The organism is Oceanobacillus sp. FSL K6-0118, assembly GCF_038006665.1.
Taxonomy (GTDB): domain Bacteria; phylum Bacillota; class Bacilli; order Bacillales; family Amphibacillaceae; genus Oceanobacillus; species Oceanobacillus caeni.
In genome coordinates this window covers 244,432-258,806 of the sequence record NZ_JBBOVR010000001.1, presented here as the reverse complement: position 1 = coordinate 258,806, position 14,375 = coordinate 244,432, and the positions used below count along the sequence as shown (strand labels likewise).

Annotated in this window: 16 protein-coding genes and 1 other RNA gene; 2 read left to right on the top strand and 15 right to left on the bottom strand. The window is 36.3% G+C overall.

What is annotated here, in order from left to right; genetic code table 11:
• Nucleotides 1-3: 3 nt before the first annotated feature.
• The 13 genes from holB to tadA form a co-directional block, all read right to left on the bottom strand.
• Complete coding sequence (holB, locus tag MHI02_RS01240) at nt 4-993, bottom strand: DNA polymerase III subunit delta' (RefSeq protein ID WP_047186882.1); 990 nt, start codon at nt 991-993, stop codon at nt 4-6.
• A 93-nt stretch (nt 994-1,086) separates the two neighbouring features.
• On the bottom strand, nt 1,087-1,518 hold the full coding sequence (locus MHI02_RS01235; RefSeq protein WP_047186881.1) for a YaaR family protein: 432 nt from the start codon (nt 1,516-1,518) through the stop codon (nt 1,087-1,089).
• A 33-nt stretch (nt 1,519-1,551) separates the two neighbouring features.
• Entirely contained in the window at nt 1,552-1,881 is a 330-nt protein-coding gene (locus tag MHI02_RS01230) for a cyclic-di-AMP receptor (RefSeq protein WP_047186880.1), read from the bottom strand.
• A gap of 82 nt (nt 1,882-1,963) precedes the next feature.
• Nucleotides 1,964-2,593: a dTMP kinase gene (gene tmk, locus MHI02_RS01225; RefSeq protein ID WP_047186879.1), complete on the bottom strand. Its 630-nt coding sequence runs from the start codon at nt 2,591-2,593 to the stop codon at nt 1,964-1,966.
• A gap of 97 nt (nt 2,594-2,690) precedes the next feature.
• A complete protein-coding gene (locus MHI02_RS01220; RefSeq protein WP_204798314.1) occupies nt 2,691-4,112 on the bottom strand; it encodes an aminotransferase class I/II-fold pyridoxal phosphate-dependent enzyme in 1,422 nt (473 codons plus the stop codon).
• A 112-nt stretch (nt 4,113-4,224) separates the two neighbouring features.
• On the bottom strand, nt 4,225-4,416 hold the full coding sequence (locus MHI02_RS01215) for a sigma factor G inhibitor Gin (RefSeq protein ID WP_047186877.1): 192 nt from the start codon (nt 4,414-4,416) through the stop codon (nt 4,225-4,227).
• A gap of 151 nt (nt 4,417-4,567) precedes the next feature.
• Nucleotides 4,568-4,831 carry a pro-sigmaK processing inhibitor BofA family protein gene (locus MHI02_RS01210; protein ID WP_047186876.1) on the bottom strand — a complete coding sequence of 88 codons (264 nt, stop codon included), beginning with the start codon at nt 4,829-4,831 and terminating at the stop codon, nt 4,568-4,570.
• Nucleotides 4,832-5,064: 233 nt separating this feature from the next.
• Complete coding sequence (locus MHI02_RS01205; protein WP_047186875.1) at nt 5,065-5,280, bottom strand: YaaL family protein; 216 nt, start codon at nt 5,278-5,280, stop codon at nt 5,065-5,067.
• 118 nt (nt 5,281-5,398) lie between these two features.
• Entirely contained in the window at nt 5,399-5,995 is a 597-nt protein-coding gene (gene recR, locus MHI02_RS01200; protein WP_047186874.1) for a recombination mediator RecR, read from the bottom strand.
• Between the two features lie 10 nt (nt 5,996-6,005).
• Nucleotides 6,006-6,320: a YbaB/EbfC family nucleoid-associated protein gene (locus tag MHI02_RS01195; RefSeq protein WP_047186873.1), complete on the bottom strand. Its 315-nt coding sequence runs from the start codon at nt 6,318-6,320 to the stop codon at nt 6,006-6,008.
• 40 nt (nt 6,321-6,360) lie between these two features.
• On the bottom strand, nt 6,361-8,046 hold the full coding sequence (dnaX, locus tag MHI02_RS01190) for a DNA polymerase III subunit gamma/tau (protein WP_047186872.1): 1,686 nt from the start codon (nt 8,044-8,046) through the stop codon (nt 6,361-6,363).
• 231 nt (nt 8,047-8,277) lie between these two features.
• Nucleotides 8,278-8,543, bottom strand: an RNA gene (ffs, locus tag MHI02_RS01185) — signal recognition particle sRNA large type.
• A gap of 55 nt (nt 8,544-8,598) precedes the next feature.
• On the bottom strand, nt 8,599-9,066 hold the full coding sequence (tadA, locus tag MHI02_RS01180; protein WP_047186871.1) for a tRNA adenosine(34) deaminase TadA: 468 nt from the start codon (nt 9,064-9,066) through the stop codon (nt 8,599-8,601).
• A gap of 160 nt (nt 9,067-9,226) precedes the next feature.
• Between tadA and MHI02_RS01175 the strand changes: the two genes are divergently transcribed.
• A complete protein-coding gene (locus MHI02_RS01175; RefSeq protein WP_341165586.1) occupies nt 9,227-10,516 on the top strand; it encodes a glycoside hydrolase family 18 protein in 1,290 nt (429 codons plus the stop codon).
• A gap of 65 nt (nt 10,517-10,581) precedes the next feature.
• On the opposite strand, the gene MHI02_RS01170 is transcribed toward MHI02_RS01175, so the two are convergent.
• Nucleotides 10,582-11,022, bottom strand: a complete 441-nt coding sequence (locus MHI02_RS01170; RefSeq protein WP_341165585.1) for an Rrf2 family transcriptional regulator — start codon at nt 11,020-11,022, stop codon at nt 10,582-10,584.
• Between the two features lie 167 nt (nt 11,023-11,189).
• Here MHI02_RS01170 and hmpA point away from each other — a divergent pair, with 167 nt between their 5' ends.
• Entirely contained in the window at nt 11,190-12,416 is a 1,227-nt protein-coding gene (gene hmpA / locus MHI02_RS01165; RefSeq protein WP_204798318.1) for an NO-inducible flavohemoprotein, read from the top strand.
• A gap of 217 nt (nt 12,417-12,633) precedes the next feature.
• Here the strand turns inward: hmpA and acsA are convergent, their stop codons facing one another.
• Complete coding sequence (acsA, locus tag MHI02_RS01160; protein ID WP_204798319.1) at nt 12,634-14,349, bottom strand: acetate--CoA ligase; 1,716 nt, start codon at nt 14,347-14,349, stop codon at nt 12,634-12,636.
• Nucleotides 14,350-14,375: the final 26 nt, after the last annotated feature.

Genomic DNA, 14,375 nt, shown 5'->3' with positions numbered 1-14,375 from the left:
GTTTCACCTCTGTATTTGAAGAGCCAATTGTTCAAACACTAATGTTGGTTGAACATTTTGCTTCAATTTTCTTTTAGCTTTTAAAATAGCATTTAAGTTATCTATAATTTGCTCTTCGGAAAATGACATTGCTGCTTTTTCAAGTAAAACATCTGTCGATTGATAGAATATAGGTTCATTTTCATTACCGATGTGATAATAAAGAATATCTTTAAATGCTAATAATAATAAATCGAGAAATTTCTCTTGATCTTTTCTTTCTTTTAAGAGAGGTATCAAATGACTATGGATAAATAAGTACACATCTTCTGGTTTGGTTGAAAACATTTCAACCAATTGTATCACTAACTTCCTAGCTTCCTCAAACCACTGATCTTTTGACCATTCAATCGCTTCTTGAAGGTTATTGGTTAAAGCACTGAATAGGATGGCTTCTTGTTTTTTTAGCCCGTTTTCTAGTAGCTTATTTTGAAAGGAAACTGGATTTAGTGGTTTTAAGTCTATAATTTGACAACGTGAACGAATCGTTGGGAGAATGGCTTGACTGTTTTCTGTAATCATAATTGCTGTTGTTTGTCTTGTCGGTTCTTCTAAAAACTTCAAAATACGATTAGAAGCATTTACAGTTAAAGTATCAGCGTCTTTTATTACATATACCTTCCTATTAGATTCAAGTCCAGAATATGTAAATTCCTTTTGCAGATTTTCAACCTGTTCCTTTTTTATAGACTTTCCTTCAGGTTCAATCCAATGAACATCAGGGTGGTTATGGGACTCAATTCGTTTACAGTTTATACATTCATTGCATGGTTCTATTCCATTAAGATCCATACAAAATAGAACCTTTGCAAGAATAATAGCGATTTCCTCTTTTCCAGTGCCACGTTCTCCATGAATTAAATATGCATGTGAAACCCGATCTTTTTTAATACTATTTGTTATTATCTTACTTGCTAAAGGCTGTATCTCTGCAATTTCCGACCACGTCTTCATCCAATATCCATCCTTCAAAACATATCAAATTACCGATTATTCTTAACGACATAGGAAAGTATAAAAATTTAGCTTACGCTTACGTCTTTGTTTCTAAGTATATAAATTAATCAACAAGCCTTTTATTTCTCCTATTAGCCCAAGTATATCAACTGTTTTCTTCTCTTGGCTCATGACTTGCTCCGTTAATTCTATGAGTTTTTCATCTACTTGTTTGATTAAAGTTAAATGACTACTACCATTCCTATTGAAACTTTGTTCCTTTTTAATACGTAAACCGCCAGATACCGTTTCTCCTAAGAAGGATTTAATCAATCTTTTAAATTTAGCAAGATCTTTAAAGTTTCGGGAACGGGCTAATTTTTCGCCTTGTAAGGTAATATTCTTCATCATATTGTCTAATTCCTGTTTTTTTTGCGATAGATATTGGGACTGAAGTGAATGATGGAAAGATTTCATTTCTGTAGTTGCTTGTCTAGTATATGATGGATCTCTTTGCCTATGCACTTCATTTATGATTTTCATTTACTTCGTCCCCTTAAAGAGATTATTCAATATTTAAAATTGATAAAACGATTCAATCGGTAAAACAAACACGGTTGCTCCACCAACCTCTACTTTGACAGGATTCGGTATATAAGAATCTACATTTCCTCCCATCGGGGAAATAGGTGCAACCATTTGTTCACGATTAGAACAGTTATCTTTAATGATTTTTAACACCTTATCTACGTTTCCATCTTCGCATCCAATCATTAATGTTGTATTACCTTCTTTTAAAAAACCACCAGTTGAAGCAAGCTTCGTAGATTGGAAATTCTCCTCACCTAAAACGTTAATTAAGCGATTTGTATCCTTATCCTGAACAACAGCCATTATTAGCTTCATACTTGGCCTCCTCTATATTTTTTTTAAATAAGAATTGATTAATATACATTATGAGATCTTACATCATGAGTGACTAACAAGATTATTTTTTTATATAAAGAAGAATCTTATTCAAAACTTCCTTTCCAACCTGTTCCAATGGTTGATCTGCATTTACGGATTGAATACGGTTGGGAAATTTATCTAAAAGGATTTGGTAACCTTTATACACTTTTTCGTGAAATGAGATAGTTTCCAAATCCAAGCGATTTCTTTCCCTATCTTTATTCGACGCAATACGGCTTAACCCCTTTTTTGGCTCAAGGTCAAATAATATAGTTAAATTAGGCATCTGATCTTTAATTGCAAATTGATTGATTGCAAATACCTCATCCATCCCAAGCCCTCTTGCATATCCTTGATACGCCAAGCTACTATCGATAAAACGATCACATAGAATGACTTTCCCTTGTTCAAGTGCCGGGATTACCTTTTCCACTAGATGTTGTCTTCTAGCGGCAGCATATAGTAATGCTTCTGTTCTTTCTTCCATTTTAGTATTGTTTGTATTAAGAATAACATGACGTATTTGTTCAGCAATTTCGATTCCACCAGGCTCTCTTGTTGAGACAACATCATAGCCTAGTGACTCTAATTTACCGTGAATGTCTTGCAATATCGTTGTTTTCCCCGCACCCTCGACACCTTCAAAAGTAATAAAATATCCGTTCACTCTACTTGTGCTCCTTTATTATGTCCAGCTCAAGCGCCTAGCAACTAGCGAGACTTTCTCACCTACGTATGTCGCTAAACGGGCACTTACGCTTGTCTTATCCATTGCTATATATTTTGATACCATTTGTTCTTTGTTGTATGTTAACCCCTTGCTTAAGCAAATGGTTCACCGTCATAGCTTGAGTTTCTGTTATTTTTTCCCCTTTTAAAATAAGTGGGATTCCAGGTGGATATGGAATAATGGATTCAGCAGCAATTTTCCCTAATCCTTTATCAAGAGTGACAGTTGTATATGTTAATTGATTCATTTCTTGATAGGTTAAAGCTAATTCAGAAATGGCTTCTGGAAAAAGCTTTGATACATCTATTGTAGCATGGATTATATCTTTTTTTAATTGTTCATTGATTCTTTTTATCGCTTTTTCTAACTGCCTAAATGGTTTAAACCGCGCCAATCCATGAATGAGCAATATTTGACGGTCTGTCGTTAATTCCGGGTATATATGAAATTCCTCAAATCCTGAGACTACTTGTTGGACAGAATAGTATGGTTTTACGTTTAAAGATATTTTTAATGGGTCATCTTTACTTGTTAACGGTAATACTTCAAATCCTTTACATTGTCCAAGTAATTTTCTTACTTTGGAAACGCTACTAATGATCTCTTCTGTATCCTCATCTGTTCGTGTAGCTAAATAATTCCTTGCTATATCCAATGATGCCATTAGGGGATAAGAAGGACTACTAGATTGTAACATCTGCAAATAATAAGCAACCTTGTCTTTAAGATTAAAAACACTTTTAATATGTAAGTATGAGGATTGGGTCATGGCAGGAGCTGTTTTATGTGCGGATTGAACGACGATATCCGCTCCTAACTCAAGAGAAGATACTGGAAAAGGAGCTCCTAGAGAAAAATGTACTCCATGGGCCTCATCTACTAAAACAGGAATATGATACTGATGAATGAAGTCTATCATTCTTTTTATATCGTAGGTTCTCCCAAAGTAATCTGGATAAGTAAGAATAACAGCCTTTGCATCTGAGTGTTTCTTAACTGCTGCTACTACAGTTTGATAACTAGGAGAAGTAAAACGACCAACATCCTTATCAAACTCAGGCGCAATAAAAACAGGCTTTGCACCACTTAGTTCTAATCCATGCATAATGGACTTATGGCTATTACGTTGCACAATAACTTTATCCCCTGGTTGAACAGAAGCCATGATCATTGCCAAATTACCAACTGTACTCCCACCAACAAGAAAAAAAGTGTGCTCTGACTTAAAAAATTCCGATGCTAGTTGTTCTGCTTCTTGAATTGCACCGGTTGGGGCATGCAAATCATCCAAACCCGGAAGCTCAGTGACGTCTAATGTTAAAACTTGTTTAAAATATGAACTTGCAAAGTCTGCAAAAATCTCACCATTTTTATGACCAGGAACATGGAAAGATGTAGATTGTTTCCTTGCAAATCTATCTAACAAAGAAAATAAAGGTGTACTTGACTGATCCATTTCTTATCTCCATTCTATTTTTGTTATAAAGTAAGAAAGAATGTATAAATATTGAGCTTATTAAATATTATAATACGGCAAGAAAAAAAGCCTTTGCAAGCAAAGACTTGGACTAGGAGTATAGTTTTGGTGTACTAATATTTTTCAACTTGTGCAAATAATATTTATACTTTTCTTCTCTTGGCTCCGTATGAATCATGTTATGTTCACACTCTGAACAAATAAACATGTTGTATAAATGAATCCCAGTCTCTTTTTCATCTTCACAAATTCCACATCGTTCAAATAGATTTACTTTCTCCATCCTTTCCACCTCCGTTAAAATTTAGTATCTCCTAATCTAACGGAAAGTATACAAGGAATCTTTGAAACTTTAATTTCACCTAAATGTGCGTATTCAAAAAGGAGGATGAAAAGGAACAAGGTCGGCTAAGGTCACCTTTTTGGAACAACCTCTAAATGATGAATAAATGAATGGCGGTTAAGGAGGCTACCCCAAATAAACCTAGAAATCCAGCCACAATGGCGGTATACATATTAATAGGAATATGTAAGCCAATGGCACCGCCAAATACATTTACAAAAAATAGAAATAGAATTCCTATTCCAATTTTTACAGTAGCTTGTCCAATAAATCTCATTGGCTTTATAGGAGCTCCAACTAACAATAAAAGGACAATTAATGCGACCATAATAGTAATAATGAGTGTTGAACTCATAAAAAATCAACCCCTCTTTTTCCGCATATATTTTTATCCCACTAAACGGGTAGTAAGATCCCCACCTCAAGCTTCTGGGGATACAAAGAAAAGTGCGACTAACCATCAGGAGGATGAAGGAAAACACCCACTGATGGAAGCCTTCTTTATCTTATACTTATGACTAAAGGAAAGAGAAAAGAACTAAAAAAGACAAGGAATTACCCTTGTCTTAAAGTTATTCTAGTATTCTATTACTCTATTTTAAAAGCATGCAAATTCCGATGTCTTGCCTCTTTTAATAAAAATATATACTTCGCTTGAGCGAGTGACTCTTGAAGACGACCAACATAAGATGCCTCCACACTATGCTCCATGATAGAATGAATTTGTTTCCATTCTAATTCTAATTGATATATCGAATTTAATAGTTCCATGTCGACATCTTTTTTCTTTATTTTTTTCCCCATAATTTCACCTTTTTAATGCGTGTTCAAAAAGGAAGATAAAAAGAACCGGAACGGCTAAGAAGTCCTTTTCAACCCCGACACTAGCACGTCCTGTACCGGACTCTTTGAACATCTTCTTTTATAAGTCTCTTCTACCCTCTAACGCTTTTGATAAAGTCACTTCATCTGCATATTCCAAATCTCCACCAACTGGAAGACCATGTGCAATTCGGGTTGTGCGAATACCTGATGGTTTCACAAGGCGTGAAATATACATTGCGGTAGCTTCACCTTCAATATTTGGATTTGTTGCAAGTATAATCTCTTGAACTTCCTCATCCTTTAAGCGTTTCAGTAAATCAGGGACATTTATATCCTCTGGGCCAATTCCATCCATTGGGGAAATTGCACCGTGAAGAACATGATATTTACCTCTGTATTCTTTCATTTTTTCCATAGCAATGACATCTTTTGGATCTTGTACAACACAAATAATAGAATTGTCTCTAGATGTATCGGAGCAAATCGCACATGGATCTTGATCGGTAATATGACCACAAACAGAGCAGTGCGTTAGTTCCCGTTTAGCATTCACTAGAGCATTCGCAAAATCCATTACGTCGTCATCCTTCATATTAATAACGAAAAAGGCCAGGCGTACAGCTGTTTTTGGCCCTATACCTGGCAATTTGGTAAAACTATCAATTAATTTTGAAATAGGTTCTGGATAATACATGTTGTGCCTCCTAGAACATTCCCGGCATATTTAACCCCTTCGTAAACTGCCCCATTGTATCATTTGTTTTGTCATCTACTTGTTTTAAAACATCATTTGTCGCAGCAAGAATTAAATCTTGAAGCATTTCAATATCATCGGGATCTACAACTTCCTCTTTAATTTGAACATCAGTAATTTCCTTTTTACCATTTGCAATAACCGTTACCATTCCGCCGCCAGCTGAAGCTTCAAATGTCATTTCAAACAGTTCATCTTGAGCCTTCATCATTTTTTTTTGCATTTTTTGCATTTGTTTCATCATATTATTCATATTTCCCTTCATGGAAATACCTCCTTTTATTTATCCTATTTTCTAAAGAAAATTAATCATGTATTTCTACTAAATCATCACCAAAAAGCTTCTTTGCTTCATCTACTACAGGATCTGGTTGTTCTTTCGTTTTTTCAGGATTACTTTTCTCCTGATTTTGGATAAAATCAGCTCGTAGTTCCTGCCAATCGTGATCAGGTATAGCAATTATTTCCATTTGCTTTCCTAATACACTCATAAGTACGGATTGTACAGTATCTTTATGATCTAAAAACAAGGAGCAATGTATTTCATATTTAAAAGAAACTACTATTGCCTGGTCAGATGCTGCTACTGGTTTACTATCCTGAATAGTAGCATGTGCCGGAGCATTTGTCCCTTTTAACTGACTTAGAAAATTAGCCCAACCCGATTGAACCTGTTTTAGTGAAGGTTTATTTGCTTCTTTAAGAACCCCACGAATTCTTTCATAAGGAACTTTATAACTGCTCTTACCAGTAGCTCTTTGTGGCCTTCTTTTTTCCACTTGTGGTGGATTAGCGGTTGCAACTGGATTTTGCCTCAATTGTTGTAATTGCGTTTCGAGTTGGGATATCTTTTGGTTTAATTTCAATATAGCATCAGAATCTATAGTCCCGGACTGTTGTTCTTCACTATGGTAGCGATTTGTAATCGTTAGGATTGCAATTTCAATAAACACCTTTGGACTATTTGTCCATTTTATTTCTTGCTGACATTGATTTAATTGCATGATAGCTGCTTGAATCCAGTCATTTCCAATTGTTTTGGAAAGCGTTTGAAATGCTTCATCAGCTCTCGCCCTTTCCAAAAGTTCAAGAGCCGGAGCACTTTTATATAAGAGTAAATCCCGTAAAAAGTAGATTAAATCATATACAAATCGACCAGGATCTTTCCCGTTTTGAATAATCGTATCCAACAGCTTTAAAGCCTCTTGAACGTTTTTATTATACATTGCATCGACTATTTCAGTAAGTACCCCTTGGGATACTCCACCGGTAACAGCTAGAACATCTTCTAACTCTACGATATCTTCACTATATGAAACAGCTTGATCTAAAATACTTAATGCATCACGCATTCCACCCTCTGCAGCAAGAGCTACAGTTTCCAAAGCCTCTTCCGTAACAGTTAGGTTCTCCGCTTCTATAATTGTCTTCATTCGATTCACTATCGCTTGATTAGAGATTGGCTTAAAATCAAATCTCTGACATCTCGATAAAATGGTTAAGGGAATTTTATGCGGTTCTGTTGTTGCTAAAATAAACACAACATGTTTTGGTGGTTCTTCTAGTGTTTTTAATAAGGCGTTAAATGCATTATTAGAAATCATGTGTACCTCATCAATGATATACACCTTATAAGGAACAGAGCTTGATGCGTATTTTACATTTTCCCGTATTTCACGAATGTCATCCACACTTGTATTGGAAGCAGCATCAATCTCAATCACATCTGGAATCGTACCATCTTGTATTCCTCGGCAGGCTGCACATTCATTACACGGTTCTTTAACGGGGGCGTGCTCACAGTTAATTGCTTTTGAGAAGATTTTGGCAGCACTTGTTTTCCCAGTCCCCCTTGGCCCTGAGAATACATAAGCATGCGAAAACTTTTGTTCAACAATTGCATTTTGTAATGTACGAATAATATGTGTTTGTCCTGCTACGTCTTCAAATTTCCTTGGACGCCAGACTCGGTATAATGCTTGATAGCTCATAGCGTAAATTCCCCTTTATAGAGGTTGTTCAAAAGGTCCGGTGAAAATGACATTTCGCATTTCATCCTCCCTTTTGAACACGCACTTATATTTATTTTCATTATACCCGATTTGAAGGGTGAATGTGAACTGTCACGAAAAAATCATTTCATTAATAAAGGCTGCATAAGGTAATTTATTGTACAAAAAAAGTTAGAGATGCTATCTCTAACTTTTTATATTCTATGTATACCGTGCACCCATTGTCGATGAGACGACTATATGCGTTACTTAAGTTCATGGCTCAGCCTAGGCTTCCCTGCGGCACACAGAAATGACCACTTACTGCTGCTTCCTTCCGGACCTGACAGGGTTCGTGGGTTTCTGTTGCGCAGGACCCGGGCGTCAACGCCAATTCCTTAAGGACAGACCATACAATCGCCCACCTCGAATGGGGATTCGGCCTCGCTATAGCGGATTGCGAGTATAGGGCACCGCTACCTCCCCGCTTAGCACGGTAATTATCATTATATCGGTATTAGGTTCATTTTGCAATGGAAATAATAGTAAAGTTCAATTAGAGCTATCTTTCTTCCTGTTTCTAAGGTCACGGAAAAAGTCAGTTAATAATTTTGAGCACTCTTCCTCCAGTATTCCGCTAGTTACCTTTACTTGATGATTAAACCTAGGTTCATCAAGTAAATTCATTATGGTTCCTGCACACCCTGCCTTAGGATCATATGCACCATAAACAACATGTGGGATCCTAGATTGAACGATAGCACCTGCACACATAGGGCACGGCTCTAAAGTCACATAAAGTGTACAATCTTCCAATCGCCAACTTCCTATTCCTTTGTTAGCTTCCTCTATTGCAATCAATTCCGCATGAGATAAAGCCGATTGAGAGGACTCACGCAGATTAAAACCTGAAGCAATAATTTCATCTTGATAAACGATGACAGCACCAATTGGTACCTCATTTAATTTACGTGCCTTTTCCGCTTCCATAATAGCAGCATGCATAAATTTTTCATCCATTGTGATCACAACTTTTCTAAAATTATATCGCTAATAATAATGACTCTTCAACAATATATCAAGTATCTTTTATTAATTAATATCATTCCATTGACATAAGTCCTTTCGAATTTTCATACAATTGGTAATAACAAACATTCATTTTAAAGGAGGAAGTTTATTGCAAATTCATGTTGTTCAGCCAGGAGATTCTTTGTATCAAATAGCACGTACATACAATTCCTCTATAAATGCTATTACCCAAGCTAATGAGTTAGAGACTCCCAATCAACTTGTAGTAGGCCAGTCCTTAGTTATTCCAATAATAGGCCAGTTTTATTTTGTACAACCGGGAGATTCCCTTTCCTCCATTTCTAGAAAATTCGGATTATCTTATACAGAGTTGGCTGCTATTAACAACATATCGGTTAACGCCAATTTGCCTATCAACTTTAGATTATATGTCCCCCCACCTAAAAAAAGGGCGATAACATCCATAGCTTATTTTGAACCACTTGGTGGGACTGTTTCCGAAAATCTTGAGAATGCAGCACGGAAAGCATCTCCTTATTTAACTTATTTAGCTCATTTCAGTTACCAAGTGAATCGGGATGGAACGCTTAGTCCGCCTCCTACCGGTAATTTGCCACAAATAGCTAGGCAATATGGTACATCACTATCAATGGTCGTTACCAATTTAGAAGAAGGTTCCTTTAGTTCAGATTTAGCACATATTATATTGACCGTTAGCGCTGTTCAAAATACATTATTAGACCAAATAGTGAATACCGCTACAGCAGGTGGTTATCGTGACGTCCACTTTGATATAGAATTTGTAAACCCTGAAGATAGGGAGGCGTATAATGAGTTTCTACGTAAAGCTAAAGCACGCTTATCCCAGGTTGGGCTTATTATGTCGACCGCCTTAGCCCCGAAAACAAGTGCAACACAACAAGGAACCTTATATGAAACTCATGACTATAGAACACATGGGGAGATTGCTGACTTTGTCGTACTAATGACATATGAATGGGGATATAGTTACGGACCTCCGATGGCAGTTTCTCCGATTGACGAAGTTCGTCGTGTTTTAGAGTATGCCTTAACAGAAATACCAAAGGAAAAAATTGTAATGGGGCAAAATTTATATGGGTATGACTGGACCCTTCCATTCGTCCAAGGAGGACCTGCAGCAAAAGCAGTAAGCCCACAGCGAGCCATTGCAATCGCCCGTGAAAATAATGCGGCCATTGAATATGACGAAGGTTCTCAAGCTCCATATTTTCATTATTGGGATTCAAATGGAAAAGAGCATGAGGTATGGTTTGAGGACGCGAGATCCATACAAGCAAAATTTGACTTAATTCGGGAGTTAGATATACTCGGTATTGCTTACTGGAAATTAGGCTTAGCATTTCCGCAAAATTGGCTATTATTAGGAGACCAATTTAACGTTACAAAGTTGGAATAGTTCATTAAGCGTACTTTATTTATGATAAAAGTGGATTCTTACTTATTAGAGTAGAATCCACTTTTTTATTTTGAAATTCCCATAAGTTCTTTTAGTTCTTGTTCATTTTGGATTAAATCTTGCAAAGTATAACCCTCTAAAACCTTATAAAAGGAATGTAATGCCCTATTCAAAACATGTTTTAATGTACAAGCAGGTGTAATCACACAATGGTTAGACCCCTTATCAAAGCATTCTAATAGTGGTGATTCGCTTTCTAATGCTCGAACAAGTAAACCAATATTTATTTCATCCGCTGGTTTAGATAGACGAAATCCCCCATTTCTCCCTCTTATTGTTTCTAGCAATCCCAGTTTATTTAATTGATGTACTATTTTACCTAGATGATTTGGAGATATATTAAATACTTGAGAGATTTCCTTTATATTAGCAAGTTCCTCTCCCGACTTCATACCTGTGAAAATTAAAACACGCAACGAGTAATCTGTATACTTTTTTAATTGCAAATTATCTTACCTCACTTAAATGTGTGTTTGAATAACCTCTTTATCGCTTTCACAATATTGTAACACAATTACCGTTTTCCCTATTGCTACAATGTAAATATTTTATATACAATAAAGATGTATATAAAATACATGTTTAAAAAACCTATAGAATGGAGTGGTTTTTAATGGCTACAGAAACATTAACATTAGACCAAAAAACAATCGATACTGTAAAGGCAACTGTTCCAGCACTTCAAGAACATGGTACTAAAATAACAAAACATTTTTATAAAACAATGTTTAAAAATCATCCGGAATTAAAAAATATTTTTAACCAAACAAACCAACGAAAGGGAGATCAACAAAAGGCGCTTGCAAATACTGTTCTTGCTGCAGCGATGTACATTGATAACCTTGGAGCAATTTTACCCGTTGTAAAACAGATTGGCGAGAAGCATAGAAGTTTAAATATTAAACCAGAACATTACCCAATCGTCGGTGAAAATCTATTAATTGCAATTAAAGAAGTATTAGGAGATGCTGCAACAGACGATATCATGACTGCCTGGGAAAAGGCATATGGTGTTATTGCTGATGTATTTATCTCTACTGAAAAGGAAATGTATGAAGAAGTTGCAAATAAAAAAGGTGGTTGGGTAGATTACCGTGACTTTAAAGTAGTAGAAAAAGTAAAGGAAAGTGATGTTATTACCTCATTCTATCTACAACCTGTTGATGGTGGGGAAATAGCAACATTTTTACCTGGACAATATATTACTGTTAAAGCAGAAATAGAAGATCAACCTTATAATCATCTACGTCAATATAGCTTGTCTTGTGCTCCAGGACAAAATTATTATCGTATTAGTGTAAAACGGGAAGACGCAATTGGTGATAATCCAGCTGGTATTGTTTCTAATTTCTTACACACGAATTTAGAAGAAGGGAGCGTTCTCCCAATTAGTGCACCCGGTGGAGATTTCGTTTTAGACCTTAAAGATACTCGTCCACTTGTCCTAATCAGTGGTGGTGTAGGGTTAACGCCAATGATGAGTATGCTTGAAACAGTGATTAAGGAACAGCCTGAACGTGAAGTTTACTACATCCATGCAGCAAGAAATGGAAAACTTCATGCTATGAAAGCTCGAGTAGATGAAATTACACGTAATCACTCACAAGTAAAAAGCTATACCGTTTATGACAATCCAGTTGAAGGAGATCAATTTGATAAAGAAGGCTATATTGATTATGAATGGTTACGCACTATTTTACCAACTAACGATGCCGCATTTTACTTCTGTGGACCAAAAGGATTTATGAGAGCTATGTACCAAAACTTAACTAAATTTGGTGCGAATGAATCAGATATCCATTTCGAAATATTTGGACCCGCTGACGATATAACGAATTAATATCGTTTCATGGTAGATTACTAAAAGGTAAAAAATAATAAGCGTGATGCCTTACAACTATTTGCTTGTAGGTAATACGCTTATTATTTTTAGCAAGAAGGAAAATATAAAAGTCCTTCCCATGTGAGACTCCGATTATTCGTCCCACTGTAAAGATTTGCATAAGTACAACTTGGCATTCACAAGCTAAAGCGAACGCCAAGTTTTTTAACATTCTTTAATTTTCTAATGTAGACGTGTCGCCTGTTGGCAACCCTAACTCCCAAGATTTCAATAAACGGCGCATAATTTTCCCGCTACGTGTTTTTGGAATACTATCCGTTATTTCTATTTCACGTGGAGCGGCATGTGCACTTAAGCCAGTTTTTACAAATTGACGAATATCCTCTAATAACTCAGGTGATTCTTCATATCCCTCATTTAATGTAATAAAGGCTTTTATAATTTCCCCACGCTCTGGATGTGGTTTACCAATCACACCAGCTTCCGCTACCGCTTCATGTTCAATTAATTTACTTTCCACTTCAAATGGACCAACTCGCTCACCAGAGGTATTAATGACATCATCCAATCTACCTTGGAACCAGAAGTACCCATCTTCATCACGGTAAGCACTATCCCCAGAAACATACCATCCATTAATAAAATAACTTTCATATTTAGAAGGATTATTCCAAATCTTACGCATCATTGCTGGCCATCCAGCTTTTATAGCCAAGTTTCCCATCTGATTCGGGGGTAACTCATTCCCCTCATTATCGACGATAGAAGCTTCGATACCAGGAATTGGTTTACCCATGGATCCGGGACGTATTTCTAAGGCAGGTATATTAGCAATAAGTTGTGCACCTGTTTCTGTCATCCACCATGTATCGTGAATTCTTAAATTAAATGCCTTCATTCCCCATGTAATGACTTCAGGGTTAAGTGGTTCCCCAACACTCATAATATGTCTAAGGGAAGTTAAATTATATCTTCTTAATTTATCCTCGCCATAGCTAACCAACATGCGTAGCGCTGTAGGTGCCGTATACCAGACTGTAACTTTATTTTTTTCTAATGTTTGATACCAATCATCAGGTGTGAATCTCCCACCACGAATGACGTTTGTCACTCCATGCAACCAAGGAGCAAATATTCCATAGCTAGTCCCTGTAACCCAACCAGGATCAGCAGTACACCAATAAATATCATCTTGTTTCAAATCTAAAACCCATGATGCCGTAGCATAATGCTGAATCATTGCATTATGAACATGGTACACCCCTTTTGGTTTTCCTGTAGATCCGGAAGTATAATGAAGAATCATTCCGTCCTCTAAGTCAACCCATTCCATTTCAAATTCCTCTGAAGCGTCCTCCATTTCTTCAGCATATCGAATATATTTTTTGGAGTTATCATTTATTTCCCCGACAATAATGATTTTTTCCAAGTCTGGTAAGTCGGCTTGTGGTACCCTTTCAAGAAGATCAGGTGTTGTAATAAGAATTCTTGCCTCACTATCTTTTAAACGGTCACGTACCGCCTGCTCCATAAAGGCTTCAAAAAGCGGACCTGCAACGGCACCAACTTTTAAAATACCAAAGAAGGCTGTATAAAATTCAGGACTCCTTGGCATGAAAAGAAATACTCTATCCCCTTTTTCAGTACCATATTTCTTAAGAACATTAGCAAATTTATTACTATCCTTACTCAATTGAGAAAAAGTTAATGTTTCTTCCCTCTCTGGTGAAGAATATAATAAAGCAATCTTATCTTTAGTAATTGGATTTTCCGCATGACGGTCTAGCGCCTCATACGCCATGTTTACTTTTCCAGTCTCATACCAGGAAAAGTTCCTTTCTATAGCATCCCATGAAAAATTCTCACGGAACTCATCATAATTCTTTAAGTTATAATCTCCTTCTCTTGCTGAAATTACTTTCATATCCATTACTTTCACCTCACCATTTGGAATCG

Excerpts from the sequence above, each read along its gene's own strand:
- holB (WP_047186882.1), bottom strand. The coding sequence starts at position 993 with ATGAAGACGTGGTCGGAAATTGCAGAGATACAGCCTTTAGCAAGTAAG.
- MHI02_RS01215 (WP_047186877.1), bottom strand. The coding sequence starts at position 4,416 with ATGGAGAAAGTAAATCTATTTGAACGATGTGGAATTTGTGAAGATGAA.
- MHI02_RS01210 (WP_047186876.1), bottom strand. The coding sequence starts at position 4,831 with ATGAGTTCAACACTCATTATTACTATTATGGTCGCATTAATTGTCCTT.
- dnaX (WP_047186872.1), bottom strand. The coding sequence starts at position 8,046 with ATGAGCTATCAAGCATTATACCGAGTCTGGCGTCCAAGGAAATTTGAA.
- MHI02_RS01230 (WP_047186880.1), bottom strand. The coding sequence starts at position 1,881 with ATGAAGCTAATAATGGCTGTTGTTCAGGATAAGGATACAAATCGCTTA.
- hmpA (WP_204798318.1), top strand. The coding sequence starts at position 11,190 with ATGGCTACAGAAACATTAACATTAGACCAAAAAACAATCGATACTGTA.
- tadA (WP_047186871.1), bottom strand. The coding sequence starts at position 9,066 with ATGGATGAAAAATTTATGCATGCTGCTATTATGGAAGCGGAAAAGGCA.
- MHI02_RS01205 (WP_047186875.1), bottom strand. The coding sequence starts at position 5,280 with ATGGGGAAAAAAATAAAGAAAAAAGATGTCGACATGGAACTATTAAAT.
- MHI02_RS01195 (WP_047186873.1), bottom strand. The coding sequence starts at position 6,320 with ATGAAGGGAAATATGAATAATATGATGAAACAAATGCAAAAAATGCAA.
- recR (WP_047186874.1), bottom strand. The coding sequence starts at position 5,995 with ATGTATTATCCAGAACCTATTTCAAAATTAATTGATAGTTTTACCAAA.
- acsA (WP_204798319.1), bottom strand. The coding sequence starts at position 14,349 with ATGGATATGAAAGTAATTTCAGCAAGAGAAGGAGATTATAACTTAAAG.
- MHI02_RS01220 (WP_204798314.1), bottom strand. The coding sequence starts at position 4,112 with ATGGATCAGTCAAGTACACCTTTATTTTCTTTGTTAGATAGATTTGCA.
- MHI02_RS01235 (WP_047186881.1), bottom strand. The coding sequence starts at position 1,518 with ATGAAAATCATAAATGAAGTGCATAGGCAAAGAGATCCATCATATACT.